The sequence below is a fragment of the Roseateles saccharophilus genome (assembly GCF_004342485.1).
Lineage (GTDB): Bacteria > Pseudomonadota > Gammaproteobacteria > Burkholderiales > Burkholderiaceae_C > Pelomonas > Pelomonas saccharophila.
Genome location: NZ_SMBU01000023.1, coordinates 70,872 through 89,214 on the forward strand (window position 1 = coordinate 70,872; position 18,343 = coordinate 89,214).

Annotated in this window: 16 protein-coding genes; 8 read left to right on the plus strand and 8 right to left on the minus strand. The window is 69.8% G+C overall.

All coding sequences use genetic code 11. From position 1 onward, the window contains the following. Positions 1–7 precede the first annotated feature (7 nt). Positions 8–1,558: a flavin monoamine oxidase family protein gene (locus tag EV671_RS17565; RefSeq protein ID WP_132574097.1), complete on the plus strand. Its 1,551-nt coding sequence runs from the start codon at positions 8–10 to the stop codon at positions 1,556–1,558. Here EV671_RS17565 and speD read toward each other — a convergent pair. From speD to EV671_RS17595, 6 genes are read right to left on the minus strand one after another with little or no spacing between them, the layout of a single operon-like run. Then, positions 1,548–1,913, minus strand: a complete 366-nt coding sequence (gene speD, locus EV671_RS17570; protein WP_132574099.1) for an adenosylmethionine decarboxylase — start codon at positions 1,911–1,913, stop codon at positions 1,548–1,550. The genes EV671_RS17565 and speD overlap by 11 nt on opposite strands. A 4-nt stretch (positions 1,914–1,917) precedes the next feature. Next, positions 1,918–2,175, minus strand: coding sequence for a molybdopterin converting factor subunit 1 (gene moaD, locus EV671_RS17575; protein ID WP_415840440.1), 258 nt, complete (start codon positions 2,173–2,175; stop codon positions 1,918–1,920). Next, a complete protein-coding gene (locus EV671_RS17580; RefSeq protein ID WP_132574101.1) occupies positions 2,172–3,383 on the minus strand; it encodes a molybdopterin molybdotransferase MoeA in 1,212 nt (403 codons plus the stop codon). Before EV671_RS17580 ends, moaD begins: the two co-directional genes overlap by 4 nt. After that, a complete protein-coding gene (gene thrC / locus EV671_RS17585; protein WP_132574103.1) occupies positions 3,376–4,767 on the minus strand; it encodes a threonine synthase in 1,392 nt (463 codons plus the stop codon). Before thrC ends, EV671_RS17580 begins: the two co-directional genes overlap by 8 nt. Before the next feature lie 4 nt (positions 4,768–4,771). After that, positions 4,772–6,091, minus strand: a complete 1,320-nt coding sequence (locus EV671_RS17590) for a homoserine dehydrogenase (RefSeq protein WP_132574105.1) — start codon at positions 6,089–6,091, stop codon at positions 4,772–4,774. A gap of 29 nt (positions 6,092–6,120) precedes the next feature. Beyond that, the gene (locus EV671_RS17595) at positions 6,121–7,347 is read right to left on the minus strand and encodes a pyridoxal phosphate-dependent aminotransferase (protein WP_132574107.1); all 1,227 of its coding nucleotides are present in this window, start codon (positions 7,345–7,347) and stop codon (positions 6,121–6,123) included. Between the two features lie 120 nt (positions 7,348–7,467). On the opposite strand from EV671_RS17595, the gene EV671_RS17600 reads away from it, so the two are divergent. The 4 genes from EV671_RS17600 (at position 7,468) to EV671_RS17615 (ending at position 10,846) form a co-directional block, all read left to right on the plus strand. Next, the gene (locus EV671_RS17600) at positions 7,468–7,842 is read left to right on the plus strand and encodes an Mth938-like domain-containing protein (RefSeq protein WP_132574109.1); all 375 of its coding nucleotides are present in this window, start codon (positions 7,468–7,470) and stop codon (positions 7,840–7,842) included. 119 nt (positions 7,843–7,961) lie between these two features. Further along, entirely contained in the window at positions 7,962–8,441 is a 480-nt protein-coding gene (locus EV671_RS17605; RefSeq protein WP_132574111.1) for a peroxiredoxin, read from the plus strand. 169 nt (positions 8,442–8,610) lie between these two features. Then, positions 8,611–10,284 carry a PhoH family protein gene (locus tag EV671_RS17610; protein WP_132574113.1) on the plus strand — a complete coding sequence of 558 codons (1,674 nt, stop codon included), beginning with the start codon at positions 8,611–8,613 and terminating at the stop codon, positions 10,282–10,284. 259 nt (positions 10,285–10,543) lie between these two features. Further along, positions 10,544–10,846: a high-potential iron-sulfur protein gene (locus tag EV671_RS17615; RefSeq protein WP_132574115.1), complete on the plus strand. Its 303-nt coding sequence runs from the start codon at positions 10,544–10,546 to the stop codon at positions 10,844–10,846. On the opposite strand, the gene EV671_RS17620 is transcribed toward EV671_RS17615, so the two are convergent. Together EV671_RS17620 and EV671_RS17625 are read right to left on the minus strand one after the other, a co-directional pair. Next, positions 10,843–11,274 (minus strand): YidB family protein, encoded by a 432-nt coding sequence (locus EV671_RS17620; protein WP_132574117.1) that lies wholly within the window; start codon positions 11,272–11,274, stop codon positions 10,843–10,845. The genes EV671_RS17615 and EV671_RS17620 overlap by 4 nt on opposite strands. Positions 11,275–11,335: 61 nt before the next feature. After that, on the minus strand, positions 11,336–12,721 hold the full coding sequence (locus tag EV671_RS17625; RefSeq protein WP_132574120.1) for a patatin-like phospholipase family protein: 1,386 nt from the start codon (positions 12,719–12,721) through the stop codon (positions 11,336–11,338). A gap of 86 nt (positions 12,722–12,807) precedes the next feature. Between EV671_RS17625 and EV671_RS17630 the strand changes: the two genes are divergently transcribed. The 3 genes from EV671_RS17630 (at position 12,808) to EV671_RS17640 (ending at position 18,248) form a co-directional block, all read left to right on the plus strand. Further along, positions 12,808–14,013, plus strand: a complete 1,206-nt coding sequence (locus EV671_RS17630) for a DNA polymerase Y family protein (protein WP_132574122.1) — start codon at positions 12,808–12,810, stop codon at positions 14,011–14,013. Further along, positions 14,010–16,340: an ATP-dependent DNA helicase gene (locus EV671_RS17635; protein WP_132574124.1), complete on the plus strand. Its 2,331-nt coding sequence runs from the start codon at positions 14,010–14,012 to the stop codon at positions 16,338–16,340. Before EV671_RS17630 ends, EV671_RS17635 begins: the two co-directional genes overlap by 4 nt. A 135-nt stretch (positions 16,341–16,475) precedes the next feature. Next, the gene (locus EV671_RS17640; RefSeq protein ID WP_132574126.1) at positions 16,476–18,248 is read left to right on the plus strand and encodes a DUF885 domain-containing protein; all 1,773 of its coding nucleotides are present in this window, start codon (positions 16,476–16,478) and stop codon (positions 18,246–18,248) included. Positions 18,249–18,343 lie beyond the last annotated feature (95 nt).

The window sequence follows — 18,343 nt, forward strand, 5'->3', positions numbered from 1 at the left end:
AGCGGCGATGAAACGGCGCTCGCTACTGCTTTCCCTCGGAACCGCTCTGGCCGGCTGCACACCCGACGCCCCGGCACTGCAGGGCGGCTGGGTCGGCACCCACCCCGAGCGCGGCCACCGGCTGCGCGGTGGCGAGCTGCCGCGCGCCGATGGCCCGCTGAAGAAGACGGGCGTCCTCATCGTCGGCAGCGGCATCGCCGGCCTGGCCTGCGCGCGCGCCCTCGCCCGGCGCGGCATCGACGAACTCGCGCTGCTCGACCTCGAGGACCAGGCTGGCGGCAACAGCCGCGGCCATGTGCTGGCGGGTTCGCCCTGCCCGCTCGGCGCCCACTACCTGCCGCTGCCCGGCCCGCAGGCGCACGAGGTCAACAAGCTGCTGCACGAGCTGGGTCTGGCCCGCGAGCAGTTCGGCCGCACCGTCTGGGACGAGCGCCATCTCTGCCACAGCCCGCAGGAGCGCCTCTTCATCGACGGTGCCTGGGCCGACGGCCTGCTGCCACCGCCCGATGGCGCGGCCGCGCTGGCCCAGTACCGGCGCTTCGGCGTCCTTGTCACCCAGGCCCAGCGCGAGCTCGGCTTCGCCATGCCCAGCCAGCGCGCCCGCTGGACGGCCGCGCATGCCGCGCTGGACGCCCAGACCTTCGCCGCCTGGCTGGACGCGAACGCGCTGACCGACACGCGCCTGCGCTGGTACCTCGACTACTGCTGCCGCGACGACTTCGGCGCCGCTGCCGCCACCGTCTCGGCCTGGGCCGGCGTCCACTACTTCGCCAGCCGCCACGGCTTCCATGCATCGGGCGACGAGACCGCCGAGCGCGAACCCGTGCTGACTTGGGCCCAGGGCAATGGCTGGCTCAGCGCCAGGCTGGCCGCGCCGCTGCGGGACCGCATCCACCTCGGCCGCACCGTGCTGCGCGTCAGCGAGGGCCGCGACGGCGTCGAACTGCTGGCCTGGAACGAGGCCGCCGGCCAGCCGGAACGCTGGGCCGCCCGGGCCGTCGTCATGGCCACGCCGCTGTTCGTCTCGGCCCGGCTGCTGGCCGCGCCACCCGACGCGCTTCGCTCGCTGAAGCAGGCTCACGCCCCCTGGCTGACCGCCAATCTGAGCCTGCGCGAACGGCTGCTGGAGCGCCCCGGCGCACCGCTGTCCTGGGACAACGTGCGCTATGGCTCAACGGCGCTCGGCTATGTCGACGCCCGCCACCAGGCCCTGGACCCGACGCCCCGCCCGCCGCTGCTGACCGCCTACCTCGCCCTGCCGCAGGCCGAGCGTGCCGCTCTGCTCGGCGCGCCGTGGACGGCCTGGGCACGCCGCATCGTCGACGAGCTGGCCCTCATCCACCCTGACCTGCCGGCCAAGCTGGAGCGCATCGACCTCTGCCGCTTCGGTCACGCGATGAGCATCCCGACGCCGGGCCTGCGCGGCTCGGCCGAGCTGGCCGCGCTGAACGCGCAACGCGGCCACGTCGTGTTCGCGCACAGCGATCTGGCGGGCTATTCGGTGTTCGAGGAAGCCTACACGGCCGGCGTCGAGGCGGCCGCGCGGCTCAGCCTCTGAGCAGTTGCTGGCGGCTGACCTCGGCCGGCGCGAAGACCCGGATCAAGGCATCCAGCAGGGCCCTGGCCCTGGCGCTGTTGTCGCCGCCGTAGTTGCAGACATAGACGTCCAGCGTGACCGCGCCCAGCTCGGGCCAGGTGTGCACGGCCAGATGGGATTCGGCCAGCAGCACGACGCCGGTGATGCCGCTCTGGCCGTCGGCCGGGCCGAAGCGATGCATCAGCTCGGCCACGCCCTGCAGGCCCGAAGCGGCGACGGCCTCGCGGCACAGTGCGCCGAGCACGGCCGGGTCGGTCATGGCGGGCAGCGCCGCGTGGACGCCGCGCAGGTCGGCCGTCAGGTGCAGGCCGTTCAAAGGCTCAGCCGCCGGTGACCGGCGGGAAGAAAGCCAGCTCGTCGCCGTCCGCCAGCACGGCGGACTCGGGCGCCATCTTCTGGTTCAGCGCCGCACGCACCGCGCGGCCGCGGGCCAGCGCCTCGGCATGCAAGCCACCGCGGGCCTGCAGCGCCTCGCGGGCCGCGCCCACGGTGCTACCCGCGGGCAGGGCCAGCGCCTCGCCCTCGCCCAGCTTCTCGCGCAGCGACGCGAAGAAACGCAGCCTGACGGTAATGGTCACGACAACAACTCCGAGAAAGGCAGGAAGCGCACGGTATCGCCCTGCGCAAAGGCCTGGCCGGCGGGGTTGTCCAGCAGGCCGTCGGCCCAGAAGGCCGAGGTCAACACGCCGCTGCTCTGGTTGCCGAACAGGGCCAGGCCGCCGTCCTCGTCCAGGCGCACGCGCAGGAACTCACGGCGCTTGTCGGGCTTGGGCCAGTCGAAGCCGGCGGCGATGCGGCAGGCGCGCGGCGCCAGGCGTGTGGCCCCCTGCAGCTTCAGCAGGACAGGCCGCACCAGCAGCAGGAAGGTCACGAGACTGGACACCGGGTTGCCGGGCAGTCCGATGAAATGGGCTTCGCCGACGCGGCCGTGCGCGAAGGGCTTGCCGGGCTTGATCGCGATGGCCCAGAGGTCCAACTGGCCCTCGGCCTGTACAGCGGGGCGCAGATGGTCTTCCTCGCCGACGGACACGCCGCCGGAGGTCAGGATGACGTCGGCCTTTGCCGCCGCCTCGCGCAGCGCGGCGCGGGTGGCGTCGAGCCGGTCGGGCACGATGCCGAGGTCGACGACCTCGCAGCCCAGGCCTTCGACGAGGGCGCGCAGCGTGAAGCGGTTGGAGTTGTAGATGGCGCCGGGCGGCAGCGGCTCGCCGGGCATGACGAGTTCGTCGCCGGTCGAGAACAGCGCAACGCGCGGGCGGCGCGTCACCGCCAGCTCGGCGGCGCCGGCCGTGGCAGCCAGGCCCAGGGCCACGGCGTCCAGCCGCGTGCCGGCGGGCAGCACGACGCTGCCGGCGCGCACATCCTCACCGCGCAGGCGCACATGCTGGCCGGGCCTGACCGGCTCGGTCACGCGCAGGCGGCCTTCCACGAGTTCGGTGTGCTCCTGCATGACGACGCTGTCCGCGCCCGCGGGCACCTGGGCGCCGGTGAAGATGCGCGCGGCCTCGCCTGCCGCCAGCGGCTGCGGCAGGCTGCCGGCCGGGATGCGCTGGGTGACGGGCAGCACCGCAGCCGCATCGGCGGCGCGCAGCGCATAGCCGTCCATCGCCGAGTTGTCGGCCGGCGGCACGTCGACGGGAGAGATCAGGTCCGCCGCCAGCACCCGGCCACGGGCGGCCGAGGTGGGCAGTGTCTCGCGTTCGGCCAGCGGCCGGATCTGCGCCAGCAGCGTGGCCAGCGCGTCGTCCAGCGGGGTCAGGGCGGGTTTCTTCGCAGCTTCAGACATGGGCGTGAATGTAGGCCTTCACCTGGGCCACATCGGCCGGCATGACCTTCACGCGCTTGGGCAATTGTTCGATGCCCTCGAGGCCGGCTGGCCGCGGCGGCTCGGTGCCGAGAGCCTCGACGATGGTGGCTGCGAACTTGGCCGGCAGCGCGGTTTCCAGCACCAGCATGGTCACGGCAGGGTCGCGCACCTCGAGGGCCACCTTGAGGCCGTCAGCCGTGTGCGGGTCGATGACGACGCCGTGCGCGGCATGGCAGCGGCGGATGGTGGCGACGCGGTCGGCATGCGTGCTGCGGCCGGACACGAAGCCGAAGCCGGCGATGGCCGCCTGCTCCTCGGCGCCCAGCACGAAGCGGCTGGCGCTGAAGTACTGCCTCACGCGCGCGCCGTCGCGGCCCAGCAGGTCGAACACGAAGCGCTCGAAGTTGCTGGCCTTGGAGATGTCCATCGACGGGCTGGACGTTTCGTGCGTGTCGGCCGTGCCGCGCGGGCGGTAGGCGCCGGTGCGGAAGAACTCGTCGAGCACGTCGTTCTCGTTGGTCGCCACCACCAGCTTCGCGATCGGCAGGCCCATCTGGCGCGCGACATGGCCGGCGCAGACATTGCCGAAGTTGCCGCTCGGCACCGTGAAGCTGATCTTCTCGGCGTTGGTCTTCGTGGCCTGGAAGTAGCCGGCGAAGTAGTAGACGACCTGGGCCAGCAGCCGCGCCCAGTTGATGGAGTTGACCGTGCCGATGCGGTGCTCGCGCTTGAAGGCCAGGTCGTTGGAGACGGCCTTGACGATGTCCTGGCAGTCGTCGAACACGCCCTCGATGGCGATGTTGTGGATGTTGGCGTCCTGCAGGCTGAACATCTGCGCCTGCTGGAAGGGGCTCATGCGGCCGTTGGGGCTGAGCATGAAGACCTTGACGCCCTTCTTGCCGCGCATCGCGTACTCGGCGGCGCTGCCGGTGTCCCCCGAGGTGGCGCCCAGAATGTTGAGCGTCTCGCCGCGGCGGCCCAGCTCGTACTCGAACATCGCGCCGAGCAACTGCATGGCCATGTCCTTGAAGGCCAGCGTCGGGCCGTTGGACAGGCCTTCCAGCGCGATGTGATCGCCCAGCCAGGTCAGCGGCGTGATTTCCTTCGTGCCGAAGACCTCGGCCGTGTAGACGCGCTGCGTGATCGCGCGCAGATCGTCGGCCGGGATGTCGTCGATGTAGAGCGACAGGATCTCGAAGGCGAGGTCCGCATAGGCCAGACCGCGCCAGCGGGTCAGCGTCGCGTCGTCGACCTTGGGATAGGTCTTGGGCAGGTAGAGGCCGCCGTCGGGCGCGAGGCCCTCGAGCAGGATGTCGGAGAAGCCGCGTTCGGCCTGGTCGCCGCGGGTGGAGATGTACTTCATGGAATCAGGCCAGTTCTTCCTTGCGCAGCTTGACGATGGGCGCCAGCACGGTCGGCAGCCCCTGCATCTTGGCCAGGGCCTCGTTCATGCGGCCCTCGACGGTGTCGTGGGTCAGGATGATGAGGTCGGTCTGGCGCTCGCCTTCCGCCGATTCGCGCTGCAGCACCGCGTCGATGGAGATGTCGTGCTCGGCCAGGATGGTCGTGATGCGCGACAGTACGCCCGGCTGGTCGGCCACGACCAGGCGCAGGTAGAAGGCCGTGTGCACTTCGGCCATTTCCAGGATGGGCGTGTCGCTCATCGCGTCGGGCTGGAATGCCAGGTGCGGCACGCGGTGGTCGGGGTCGGCGGTATGCAGGCGGGTCACGTCGACCAGGTCGGCGACGACGGCGGAGGCCGTGGGCTCGGCACCGGCACCCTTGCCGTAGTAGAGCGTCGTGCCGACGGCATCGGCCTGCACGACGACGGCATTCATCGCACCCTCGACGTTGGCGATCAGGCGGGTCGCCGGGATCAGCGTCGGGTGCACGCGCAGCTCGATGCCGTTCTCGCGGCGGCGCGTGATGCCCAGCAGCTTGATTCGATAGCCCAGCTGCTCGGCGTACTTGATGTCGGTGGCCTGCAGGCTGCTGATGCCTTCCACATGGGCGCGGTCGAACTGCACCGGCACGCCGAAGGCGATGGCGCTCATGAGGGTGAGCTTGTGCGCGGCGTCCACGCCCTCGATGTCGAAGGTGGGGTCGGCCTCGGCATAGCCCAGGCGCTGGGCCTCCTTCAGCACGGTGGCGAAGTCCAGGCCCTTGCCGCGCATCTCCGACAGGATGAAGTTGGTCGTGCCGTTGATGATGCCGGCGATCCACTCGATGCGGTTGGCCGTCAGGCCCTCGCGCAGCGCCTTGATGATGGGGATGCCGCCGGCCACGGCCGCCTCGAAGGCGACGGTGACGCCCTGTTCGCGGGCCGCGGCGAAGATCTCGCTGCCATGCAGGGCCAGCAGGGCCTTGTTGGCGGTGACGACATGCTTGCCGTTGGCGATCGCCTTCAGCACCAGCGAGCGCGCCGGCTCGATGCCGCCGATCAGCTCGACGACGATGTCGATATCCGGGTTGTCGACCAGGGCCGCCGCATCGCCGACCACCGGGATGGCGTCGCCGACGACGGCCCGGTAGGCCGCGGCGCGGGCCTCGTTGCGGGCCGCCACCATCGCGATCTCGATGCCCCGGCCGGCGCGGCCGCGAATCTCGGCCTGGTTGCGCTGCAAGACGTGGAAGGTGCCGGCACCGACGGTGCCGAGGCCGATCAGGCCGACGCGGATGGGATTCATTGCAGGGCTCTCAGAGACAACGGGGGTAATCAGGCGGAATGGCGGCGGCGATAGCCGGCCAGGAAACGTTCGATACGGCCGACGGCCTCGCGCAGGTCGTCCACATTGGGCAGGAAGACGAGGCGGAAGTGGTCATGCTCGGGCCAGTTGAAGCCCGTGCCCTGCACGATCAGCACCTTCTCCTCGGCCAGCAGCTCGTAGGCGAACTGCTGATCGTCGGCGATGGGATAGAGCTTGGGGTCCAGGCGCGGGAACATGTAGAGCGCCGCCTTGGGCTTGACGACACTGACGCCGGGAATCTGGCTCAGCAGCTCGTAGGCCAGGTCGCGCTGGTGGCAGAGCCGCCCGGTCGGCGCGACGAGGTCCTTGATGCTCTGGTAGCCGCCCAGTGCGGTCTGGATGGCGAGCTGGCCCGGCGTGTTCGAGCACAGGCGCAGCGAGGCCAGCATGTTCAGGCCCTCGATGTAGTCGCGCGCATGGCGCTTCTCGCCGCTGACGACCATCCAGCCGGCGCGATAGCCGCAGCTGCGGTAGTTCTTGGACAGGCCGTTGAAGGTGATGAACAGCACGTCGTCGGCCAGCGAAGCCATGCTGGTGTGGACATTGCCGTCGTAGAGGGTCTTGTCGTAGATCTCGTCGGCGAAGACGACGAGCTGGTGACGGCGGGCCAGCTCGATGATGCCCAGCAGCAGGTCCGTCGGGTAGAGCGCGCCGGTCGGGTTGTTGGGGTTGCAGACCATGATGCCGCGGGTGCGCGGCGTGATCTTGGCCTCGATGTCGGCCAGGTCGGGCAGCCAGCCGGCGCCCTCGTCGCAGCGGTAGTGCACCGGGCGGCCACCGGACAGGCCGACGACGGCCGTGTAGAGCGGAAAGTCGGGCGCCGGGATCAGGATCTCGTCGCCGTCGTTGACCAGCGCGTTGATGGCCATCTGGATCAGCTCGGAGGCGCCGTTGCCGAGATAGACGTCGTCCACCGTGACACCGCGGACGCCCTTCTCCTGCGAGTAGTGCACCACCGCCTTGCGCGGCGCGAACAGGCCCTTGCTGTCGGTATAGCCGCCGGCGTCGCCGAGGTTGCGGATCATGTCCTGCACGATCTCGTCCGGCGGCGTCAGGCCGAACACGGCGGTGTTGCCGATGTTCAGCTTGATGATCTTCTGGCCCTCCTCCTCCATCTGCCGGGCCTTGTCCAGCACGGGGCCGCGGATGTCGTAGCTGACGCTGGCGAGCTTGCTGGACTTGGCGATGAGCTTCAAAACGGGCTCCGGCGCAGCAATGCTGCAGTGCAAAAGGGGGATCTTGGAGTTTAAGCAAGGGCCGGGCACGCAGCCCGCCGTTCTGAGGGACACTCGCGCCGGCTTTTCGCCCGTTTCCCGATGAAGTTCCAGCTCGACGAGCCGCAAGGCGGCAACAGCATCTCCCGCCACGACGCCCAGGGCGTCTGGGTCAACGGCCGGCCCCACACGGCCAGCGTCCTCGTGCCCTGGCGGGGCGACGTCCTCGCCTGGGCGCCTTCGCGCTTCGAGGAACTTCAACCCGCGCATTTCGAAGCAATCAAGGCACTGAATCCCGAGCTCGTCGTCTTCGGCAGCGGCGCCAAGCTGCGCTTCCCGAGCCCGGCGCTGTGGCGCGGGCTGGTCGAGGCGCGCATCGGATTCGAGGTCATGGACATCGCCGCCGCCTGCCGCACCTACAACGTGCTGGCCAGCGAAGGCCGCAACGTACTGGCGGCCCTGCTGATCGAGGGATGACCTTCCCGACCGGCAGGTCGGGGCGAGGCTTTATAATTGCTGGCTATTGCCTGCGGGCGCCCGCGTGAGAACGCCTCACGAACCGGGGACCCCGCGAGCCCAACTTGCCGCACCCCCCAATGACGCCTGCGCTCAACAAAACCCTGCCGGAAATTGAGGCTCAAGCCACCGGCGGCGTGAAGTTCACCGGCAACGCCTTCCTGGGCAAGTCGGTCGTGCTGTATTTCTACCCGAAAGACAACACGCCCGGTTGTACCACCGAGGCGATGCAATTCCGCGACCGCCACAAGGACTTCGTGAAGGCCGGTGCCGTCGTGCTGGGTGTCTCGCGCGACAACATGGCCTCGCACGAGAAGTTCAAGCAGGCGCTGGAGCTGCCCTTCGAGCTGATCGCCGACACCGAGGAAAAGCTCTGCCACATGTTCGGCGTGGTCAAGAACAAGATCATGTACGGCAAGAAGGTCAAGGGCATCGAGCGCTCGACCTTCCTGATCAGCCCCACCGGCGTGCTGGTGGGCGAATGGCGCGGCATCAAGGTCGCCGGCCATGTCGACGAGGTGCTGAAGGCCGTCAAGGGCCTGAAGAAGGAAGCCGCCTGAGCCCCGTTGTTCGCTGACATCGCGGGCTACCGCGGCATGTGCATAATCAGCCCATGCCCCGGGTCGAATCCTTGCCTCAGCAGACTGCAAAGCCGCACTCATCCTGTGCGGCTTTTTGCTTTCTGGCGCCTGGATTGCGTGGGGTTCACTTCCCGTCGACACGCCGTACATGCCACTGCCTAAGCCTCCTGCACAACGCGCCAGCCGCCTCGATGCCACTGCTTACTCGGCCACTCTGACCCCCAGCAAACCCCGCGCGACGCCACCCGTCGTCGCGCCCGCCGTTGCGCCCAGCACGGCGCCGACAGCCGAAGTGCTGCGCCTTCCCACCCCCGTCTCCAGCCCGGCCGCCACCAAACCGGGCCTGCCCGTCAAGGCGGCGAGCAAGGCGCCCGCCAAATCCGCCGCCCCCAAACGCACGCGCAAGACAGGGCAGGCGACCGAGGCCGCCAAGCTCTTCGTGCTCGACACCAATGTGCTGATGCACGACCCGATGTCGCTGTTCCGCTTCGAGGAGCACGACATCTTCCTGCCCATGATCACGCTCGAGGAGCTGGACGGGCACAAGAAGGGCATGACGGAGGTCGCCCGCAACGTGCGCCAGGTCAGCCGCGAGCTCGACCAGCTCGCCGCCAGCCTCAAAAGCAGCAGCATCGAGGAGATGGCCAAGGGCCTGCCGCTGGCGGGCACCGGCCACCGCGAGGCCGAGGGCAAGCTGTTCTTCCAGACCGAGCTGATCGACACGCCGCTGCCCCAGGGCCTGCCCCAGGGCAAGGCGGACAACCAGATCCTCGGTGTCGTCCAGGCACTCAAGGGCCTGCACCCGGGCCGCGAGGTCGTGCTGGTGTCCAAGGACATCAACATGCGCATCAAGGCCCGCGCCCTGGGCCTGCCGGCGGAGGACTACCGCAACGACAAGACGCTGGAAGACTCCGACCTGCTCTACACCGGCGTCCAGGCCCTGCCCGCGGACTTCTGGGAGCGCCACGGCAAGACGATGGAGAGCTGGCAGCAGGGCGGCACGACCTTCTACCGCATCAGCGGCCCGCTGGTGCCGACGCTGCTCGTCAACGAGCTCATCTACCTCGAAGCGCCCGGCACGACGCCGCTGTACGCCAAGGTCACCGAGATCACCGGCAAGACGGCCGTGCTGAAGACGCTGAAGGACTACGGCCACCAGAAGCATTCGGTCTGGGGCGTCACGGCCCGTAACCGCGAGCAGAACTTCGCGCTGAACCTGCTGATGGACCCGGAGTGCGACTTCGTCACGCTGACCGGCACGGCCGGCACCGGCAAGACGCTGATGACGCTGGCCGCGGGCCTGTCGCAGGTGCTGGACGACCGCCGCTACAGCGAGATCATCGTGACCCGCGTGACCGTGCCCGTCGGCGAGGACATCGGCTTCCTGCCCGGTACCGAGGAAGAGAAGATGGGCCCCTGGATGGGCGCGCTGGACGACAACCTCGAGGTGCTGGCCAAGGGCGACTCCGCCGCCGGCGAATGGGGCCGCGCCGCCACCAACGATCTGGTGCGCAGCAAGATCAAGATCAAGAGCCTGAACTTCATGCGCGGGCGCACCTTCCTGAACAAGTTCGTCATCATCGACGAGGCCCAGAACCTGACGCCCAAGCAGATGAAGACGCTGATCACGCGCGCCGGCCCCGGCACCAAGATCGTCTGCCTGGGCAACCTCGCGCAGATCGACACGCCCTACCTCACCGAGGGCAGCTCGGGCCTGACCTTCGCGGTGGACCGCTTCAAGGGCTGGGCCCACAGCGGCCACGTCACGCTGGCGCGTGGCGAGCGCTCGCGCCTGGCGGACTTCGCCTCCGAGGTGCTTTGAACCTAGATCCGGCAGTTGACCGCTCGCTACTCATCGAAAGTCACCGTGCATCAAGACCTTCGCGCCGAGGCAGCGATCACCACTTCGTTGAGCAGCGCTGCGCGCCCGCTGGTCTGGCGCTTCGGACCGCTGGCTGCGTTGCTTCTCCTCGTGGGCAGGAGCCCACTTCGTTGGCGCGCCTTGCCAGCCGCCGGCCGCCTCGCCAGCCCCTCGGGCGCGCCCAACTGCCGAATCTAGGTTGAGCCGACAGGAAATGCCCATGCCCCCAATCTCGCGCCGCCGACTGATCCAGATCGCCCCGCTGCTGTGCGCCGGCCTCGCCAACGCGCAGTCGCAGGCCCTGCTGCAGGAAGACGACGACGAGGCCAAGGCCACGGGCTATCACGCCGACGCGGCCAAGGTCGACAAGGCCAAGTTCCCCAAGTACGCGGCCGGCCAGACCTGCGCCAACTGCCAGCTCTACGCGCCCGACGGCAACAAGCCCTCGGGCGGCTGCGCGCTGTTCTACGGCAAGGACGTGCTGGCCAAGGGCTGGTGCAACGCCTGGGAGAAGAAGGCTTAGCGGCTCAGCAGCCCGCCCAGCACGCTGGCCAGTTCACCCACGCCCCCGGCGCCGCCGGCCGGCAACTGGCCGCCGGGCGTCAGATGGTCGATGATCTGCGGCAGCAGCTGGCTGAGTTGCTGGCCGGCCTCGGCATGCGACACGCCGGCCTGCTGCGCGAGCTGGCCCAGCAGCCCACCGGCGCCCCCCAGGGCCGCACTGAGCTGGTCGCCCGACACCGGCAGGTTGCCGCCCGTCGAGATCCAGCTCTGCACCTGCTGGCCGAGGCCGCCGGCCTCGAGCTGCTGCAGCAGGCCGGCCAGACCGCCCTGGGCCGAACCGTTCGCCAGCAGGCCCGAGATCAGGCCCGCCCAGTCCGGCCCGCCACCCTGCTGCTGTCCACCCAGGGCCTGTGTCGCCGCGCCCAGCACGCTGTCCAGAAGTCCCATTCGAATCTCCTTCGATGCCACCGACCGCCGGCGGCTCCGGCCCAGTCTACGGCCACGTCCATCACTCGCCGCGCTGCACGCTGCCCGAAAAGCGCCGCACGCCCGCGTCCTGGGCCACGGCCCTGCGGCCAGCATCGATCAGCTGGTCGATCTGCGCGGCCGGCAGCTTGAGCCGCGTCGGGATCGCGTTCAGCACGGTCTCCTCGGCCTCGGGCAGGTCGGCGAAGCCGATCTGCGTGACGGCGAACTTGATGTCCTCGCAGCGCCAGTCCGGGTTCCAGGCCCGCAGCGCCGCCTTGCGCTCGTCGGGCAGGGAGCAGCGGTAGGTGACGATGTCGCGCTCCCAGTTGCGCATCATCGGCACGAAGTAGGCATAGCTCATGCGCATCGTGCTCTCGATGGCCGTGTCGACGGCCGCCGTCGCGATGTCCACGCCCGAGGGCCCGGCCACCTCGCGGCCCCAGTCGCCGCTCGGGCCCTGGCCGGCATCGACGACGACGAAGAGCATGCGCCGCATCGTCGCCGCGTCGTGCTCGCTGATGGGGCCATAGGGCGTGTTCAGCAGCAGGCGGCTCTGCAGGATGCTGACCAGGCCGAGGTTGTCCGTCACGCCGCCGTCGACGAGCTTCAGATAGCGCCCCGCCTTGGGGTCGCGGAAGTCCTTCAGCGCGCGCAGCAGCGCCAGACGCAGCCGGTGCTGGTCGTCGCGCTCGGCGCCGGCGGCCTCGGTCAGGCCGGGCGGCAGCGGCTTGCGGCAGGCCTCGGGGAACTTCTCCAGCACGACCGGCGCGAAGAACAGCGGCACCGCCATGGACGCCGCCACCGCCTCCGACACCGGGAAGCTGGCCAGGTCGCTGCAGATCGCGTCGAAGGCGCGCTCGTGGAAGGGAAAGGCCAGCCGGTACTGGGCGTTGCTCGCATTGATCCAGACGACCGGCTTCTGGTGGCGGAACAGGTCGGCGAAGGTCGCGCCCTGGAAGACGTCGCGGTCCAGCCAGTCGTTCAGGTTGCTGCGGTCGTTCAGGCCACCGGCAAACAGCCGCATCAGGTTGTTGGGGTTGAACAGGCTGAAGCGCAGCCCGGCCTCGCCGTCGCGCAGCAGCACCTTGTCCCGGAAGCCCTTCAGGCCCTCGGGGCCATGCAGGCCGAAATAGGCCGCCGTGATCGAGCCGCCGGACACGCTGGTGATGAAGCCCACGTCATCCAGCAGCGTATGCCCGCCCGCCGACGGCTGCTCGCGCAGGCCCTCCAGCACGCCGTAGGCAAAGGCCGCCGCCCGCAGGCCGCCGCCCGAGAAGCTCAGCGCGACGATGGTCTCGCTGGCCACGCCCTGGGGCTCGCGCGCCGCTGGCTCGGCCACCGCCGGCTTGTTGCGCGGCGGGTTCAGGGGCGCGCCGGCGCAGGCGGCCAGCAGCAGGCAGGAGCACAGCAACAGCAGGACGCGCATCGGTCGTCTTTCCATCGTAGGGTGGCAGCCGGCGCATTCTGCCGATGCTGTCAGGCGCTGGCAGCTCGCGCGGGACAATTCATGCCATGCAACAGCCCGACCGCTGGATCGCCCACCTCGACATGGACGCCTTCTACGCGTCCGTCGAGTTGCTGCGCTATCCGCAGCTCAGGGGCGAGGCCGTCGTCATCGGCGGGCGGCGCGCAGACGCGCCGCGGCAGCTGGAGGACGGCAGCTGGCGCTATTCGAAGCTGCGCGACTACACCGGCCGCGGCGTCGTCACGACCAGCACCTATGCGGCCCGCGACCTCGGCGTGTTCTCGGCCATGGGGCTGATGAAGGCCGCGCTGCGTGCGCCCGACGCCATCCTGCTGCCGGCCGACTTCGACAGCTACCGCAAATACTCGCGCCTCTTCAAGGCCGCCGTGGCCGAAGTCGCACCCGTCATCGAGGACCGCGGCATCGACGAGATCTACATCGACCTGAGCGACGTGCCCGGCGTGCGCGACGCCGTCGGCCACGACCCGCTGGGCGGCGTGAAGGCGGTGGCGCGCGAGATCAAGAACTCGGTGGGCCGCGCCACCGGCCTGACCTGCTCCATCGGCATCACGCCCAACAAGCTGCTCAGCAAGATCGCCAGCGAGCTGGACAAGCCCGACGGCATCAGCGTGCTGACGCTGGACGACATCCCCACGCGCATCTGGCCGCTGGCCGTGCGCAAGATCAATGGCATCGGGCCCAAGGCCGGCGACAGGCTGTTGTCAATCGGCATAGCGACCGTCGGCGACATCGCCGCGGCCTCGCCCGCCTGGCTGGTCGAGCAGTTCGGCGAGAGCTATGGCAACTGGCTGCACAACGCCTCGCACGGCCGCGACTCGCGCCCGGTCGTCACGCACAGCGAGCCCGTGTCCATCAGCCGCGAGACCACCTTCGAGCGCGACCTGCACGCGGTGCACGACCGTGTGCTGCTCGGCGCCATCATGGACGAGCTCTGCGAGAGCCTGGCCCGCGACCTCGCCCGCAAGCGCTACGCGGGCAAAACGGTGGGCATCAAGCTGCGCTTCGAGGGCTTCGTGACCGTCACGCGCGACCAGACGGTCAGGGCCGCCATCGCCAGCGCCGCCGACATCCGCCACGCGGTGGGCCTGTGCCTGAAGCGCGTGAAGTTCGACAAGCGGCTGCGGCTGATGGGCGTGCGCATCGGCAACCTCGTGCATGCAGGCGAGGCGCTGGCCGCCGCGCCGCCCCGCGCCGAACCCATGCCGGCCCCTGACAACCTGAATCTGTTTTGAGCGACTGGACCTACACCGTCTCGGTCCGCAGCCTCTGCGAGTTCACCGCCAAGCGCGGCGACCTGGACCGGCGCTTCACGCCCTCGGCCACCGCATTGGAAGGGCAGGCCGGCCAGTTGGCCGTGCTGGTGCGCCGCTCGCCTGGCTACGAAACCGAGCTGCCGCTCGAAGGCCTGTACGGGGCCCTGCGCGTGCGCGGCCGGGCCGACGGCTACGAGGCCGACGTGAACCGGCTGGAGGAGATCAAGACCATCCGCGGCCCGGTCGAGGCCATCCCCGAGAACCGTCGCGCGCTGCACTGGGCCCAGCTGCAGACCTATGGCGCACTGATCGTCGCCGACCGCGGCCTGGCCGAGCTGGAGCTGGCCCTGGTCTATGTGGACGCCGATACGCAAAACGAGACCGTGCTGCGCGAGACCGCCACGGCCGCCGCCCTGCAGGCCGGCTTCGAGGCCCGCTGCCGCGCCTTCGAGGCCTGGGCCGCCCAGGAGGCCGGCCACCGCGCCGCCCGCGATGCCGCACTGAGCACCCTGCCCTTCCCGCTGGGCGAGCTGCGCCCGGGCCAGCGCCTGCTGGCCGAGGCCGTCTACCGCGCCGCGGCCAACGGCCGCTGCCTGCTGGCCCAGGCGCCCACCGGCATCGGCAAGACCCTGGGCACGCTCTACCCGCTGCTGCGCGCCATGCCCGCCCAAGCGCTCGACAAGATCGGCTACATGACCTGCAAGGGCACCGGCCGCATCATGGCTCTCGACGCGCTGAACAGCGTGCGCGAGGCCAGCCCGGCGCTGCGGCCAACGGCCGACGCGCCGCAAGGCGCGTTGCGTGTGCTGACGCTCGTCGCCAAGGAGCAGGCCTGCGAGCACCCGGACAAGGCCTGCCACGGTGACGCCTGCCCGCTGGCCAGCGGCTTCTACGACCGCCTGCCCCGGGCCCGCGCCGAGGCCGTCCAGCAGGCCTGGCTGGACCCGACCGCCCAGCGCCGCATCGCGCTGGCCCACGGCATCTGCCCCTACTACCTCGGCCAGGAGCTGCTGCGCTGGGCCGACGTCGTCGTCGGCGACGTGCACCATGCCTTCGACCCCCACGGCCAGCTCTTCGGCCTGGCCCAGGCCCAGGGCTGGAAGCTGGCGCTGGCGGTCGACGAGGCCCACAACCTCGTCGAACGCGCACGCGCGATGTACAGCGCCACGCTCAGCCTGGACGGCATCCGCAGCGCCGAGACCCGCGCGCCCCAGGCCCTGCGCGCGCCGCTGCGGCGCCTCGCCCGCGAACTGGCCGAACTGGCACGCGCCCAGCCCGACGACTACCGCGCCTTCGACGGCGACCTGCCCGAGGCCCTGGCCGAAGCATTGCAGTTCGTCGGCATGACGCTGGGCGAACACTTCCAGGCCCACCCGCTCGAAACCGGGCCGCTGATGCAGTTCTATTTCGAGGTGCTGGCCCTGCTGCGCGTGCTCGACAAGTTCGGCCCGCATTCGCTGTGCGACCTGCAGCGCAGCGCCGTCGCCGTGCAGCCTGCCGCGCCGGCCAACCTGTCGCTGCTGGACGAACCGGAGGCCGACCTGGACGTACTGCTGTCCATCCGCAACATCGTGCCCGGCTTCTTCCTGAAACCACGCTTCGAGGCCCTGCACAGCGTCACGTTGTTCTCCGCCACCCTCGAGCCGGCCGACTACCAGCGCGACCTGCTCGGCCTGCCCGAGGACAGCGCCTGGATCGACGTGCCCGCGCCCTTCCCGCCCGAGCACCTGAGCGTGCGCGTCGCGCGCCTGTCCACCCGCTATGCCCACCGCGACGCCTCGCTGGACGCCCTCGTCGACGTGCTGGCCGCGCAGTTCGGCGAGCACCCCGGCAACTACCTCGCCTTCTTCAGCAGCTTCGACTACCTCGACAAGGCCGCTGCGCGGCTGGCGCGCCGACACCCCGAGCTGCCGCAATGGAGCCAGGCCCGCGCGATGGGCGACGCCGCGCGGCGCGCCTTCCTCGACCGCTTCGTGCCGCAGGGCCGCGGCATCGGCTTCGCCGTGCTCGGCGGCGCCTTCGCCGAGGGCGTGGACCTGCCCGGCACACGCCTGATCGGCGCCTTCATCGCGACGCTCGGGCTGCCACCGGTGTCGCCGGTGCAGGAGCAGCTGCGCGCGCGGCTGGACGCGATGTTCGGCGCCGACCACGGCTATGCCGACCTCGTGCCCGGCCTGCAGAAGGTAGTGCAGGCCGCCGGCCGCGTGCTGCGCTCGGTGGACGACCGCGGCTGGGTCTGGCTGATGGACCAGCGCTATCTGCGGCCCGAGGTGCGCGCCCTGCTGCCGGCCTGGTGGCAGCTTTGACCCAGATCCGTACATGACCGCTCCCCGACGGATCGACCGAACGGCTACGCTCGGGCCCGCCCAAATGGCCGCGGTGGTTTCGGCCGGATCGCGGATCTGGCGGCCAACTGAAGCCGCACTCGATAGAGGACTGAAATGCGCACTGTTCGCTCCCTGTTCATCCCGGCACTGCTGTCGTTTGCCGGCCTGATCGGCACGACGGCCCGGGCCGGTTCGGACTTCGACACCTGGGCCGAGAACCTGGCCGCGCAGCGCATGCGCGCCGACCCGGTCATGTCCACCCGGATGCAATATTTCCAGGGCGAGGAGCAGGCCCCGCTGGACGGTCGATGGGAGGAAATCGCCAAGCCCGCGAAGCTCGATGAGGTCCGCCGTGATCGCCTTGCCTTGGCCGAACTGCACCGCTTCGACGCCAACACCCTGACGCCGACGCAACGCGACTCGCTGGGCTTGATCAACTGGACGCTGGCGCAGAGCATCGCCGCCGCCGAATATCTCGACACCGGGTATCTGTTCGAGCAGATGGACGGGCTGCAGGTCAGGTCCATCAACTTCATGAGCCAGCAACAGCCTCTGCGCAATGCACGGGATCTGCGGAGCTATCTGCAGCGCCTGTCCGGCCTTTCCCGGTTGATGGACCAGGGCATCGAGCGTGCACGGGCCGCCCAGGCCAAGGGCGTGCTGATGCCACGCTTCATCACCGAGGAAGTGATCGCGCAATTCGAGGCGTTTCTCGCGCCGCGGCCCGCTCAGAACGTGCTGGTGACCAGCCTGGCTGATCGCATGGAGCGGATTCATGGCCTGTCGCCGCAGGCTCGAGAGGTGACCCGCGCCAAGGCCGAGCGCATCGTCGCGGACAGGGTTCTGCCGGCCTGGCGGCGCGGCCTGGCGCTGATGCGCGAACAACTGCCGTTGACCACGGACGACGCCGGCGTCTGGCGGCTCAAGAACGGCGCCGCCTTTTACGCGGCCATGCTGCGCAAGAGCACCACGACCGAATACACGCCGGCCCAGATCCACGCCATCGGTCTGGCCGAAGTGGCGCGCATCGAGGCGCAGATGGACGGCCTGCTGCGCCAGCTCGGCTACGTGAAGGGCAGCGTCAAGGACCGCTACGCCAGGATGAACGCCGACCGCCAGCCCAAGGCTGCCGACCCGCGCCCCGATCTGCTGGCCCGCTACACCAGCATCCTGCGCGACGCCGAGGCTCGCAGCCGGCTGCTCTTCGATGTGCTGCCCAAGGCCCCGGTGGAGGTGCGCCGGGAACCCGCGTTGACCGAGGCCACCGCGGCAGCCCACTACACCCTGCCCGCACCGGACGGCTCGCGACCCGGCATCTTCTGGGCCCCGTTGCCGGGGCCCGAGTTCGATGTCGGCAGGATGCGCACCCTCGTCTATCACGAGACCGTGCCCGGTCACCATTTCCAGGCCAGCATCCAGCAGGAAGCGCAGGACCTGCCGCACTTCCGGCGCACGATGGCGTTCGGCTGGTACTCAGGCTACGGTGAAGGCTGGGCGCTCTATGCGGAGCAACTGGCCGCGGAGAACGGCTGGTACGAGGGCGATCCGGTCGGCCAGCTGGGCCAGCTCAGCGACGCCTTGTTCCGCGCACGCCGCCTGGTCGTGGACACCGGCCTGCACGCGATGAAGTGGACCCGCCAGCAGGCCATCGACTACGGCATCCCGACGACCGAAGTCGACCGTTACGTCGTCTGGCCCGGCCAGGCCTGCGCCTACATGCTGGGCCGCCTGAAGATCGAATCGCTGCGGGACAGGGCCAAGGCCGCACTGGGTGATCGCTTCGATATCCGCAAATTCCACAGCCTCGTCCTGCTGACCGGCAACGTGCCGCTGAAGGTTCTGGAAGACACGGTCGACCGCTGGATCAAGGCGCAGCAGGAAGGCTAAGGCTACGCTGATTAAGGTCCGCCTTGCGGGTTGATCAGGTGGCAAGGTGAGCGCTGCGTCGGGATGATGCTCGCATGAAGCAAGCAACACTCGCG

Bases quoted from the DNA above. Each gene is read 5' to 3' on its own strand.
- EV671_RS17565 (WP_132574097.1), top strand. From the start codon at position 8: ATGAAACGGCGCTCGCTACTGCTTTCCCTCGGAACCGCTCTGGCCGGC.
- EV671_RS17580 (WP_132574101.1), bottom strand. From the start codon at position 3,383: ATGTCTGAAGCTGCGAAGAAACCCGCCCTGACCCCGCTGGACGACGCG.
- thrC (WP_132574103.1), bottom strand. From the start codon at position 4,767: ATGAAGTACATCTCCACCCGCGGCGACCAGGCCGAACGCGGCTTCTCC.
- EV671_RS17590 (WP_132574105.1), bottom strand. From the start codon at position 6,091: ATGAATCCCATCCGCGTCGGCCTGATCGGCCTCGGCACCGTCGGTGCC.
- EV671_RS17600 (WP_132574109.1), top strand. From the start codon at position 7,468: ATGAAGTTCCAGCTCGACGAGCCGCAAGGCGGCAACAGCATCTCCCGC.
- EV671_RS17605 (WP_132574111.1), top strand. From the start codon at position 7,962: ATGACGCCTGCGCTCAACAAAACCCTGCCGGAAATTGAGGCTCAAGCC.
- EV671_RS17610 (WP_132574113.1), top strand. From the start codon at position 8,611: ATGCCACTGCCTAAGCCTCCTGCACAACGCGCCAGCCGCCTCGATGCC.
- EV671_RS17615 (WP_132574115.1), top strand. From the start codon at position 10,544: ATGCCCCCAATCTCGCGCCGCCGACTGATCCAGATCGCCCCGCTGCTG.
- EV671_RS17620 (WP_132574117.1), bottom strand. From the start codon at position 11,274: ATGGGACTTCTGGACAGCGTGCTGGGCGCGGCGACACAGGCCCTGGGT.
- EV671_RS17625 (WP_132574120.1), bottom strand. From the start codon at position 12,721: ATGCGCGTCCTGCTGTTGCTGTGCTCCTGCCTGCTGCTGGCCGCCTGC.
- EV671_RS17630 (WP_132574122.1), top strand. From the start codon at position 12,808: ATGCAACAGCCCGACCGCTGGATCGCCCACCTCGACATGGACGCCTTC.
- EV671_RS17640 (WP_132574126.1), top strand. From the start codon at position 16,476: ATGCGCACTGTTCGCTCCCTGTTCATCCCGGCACTGCTGTCGTTTGCC.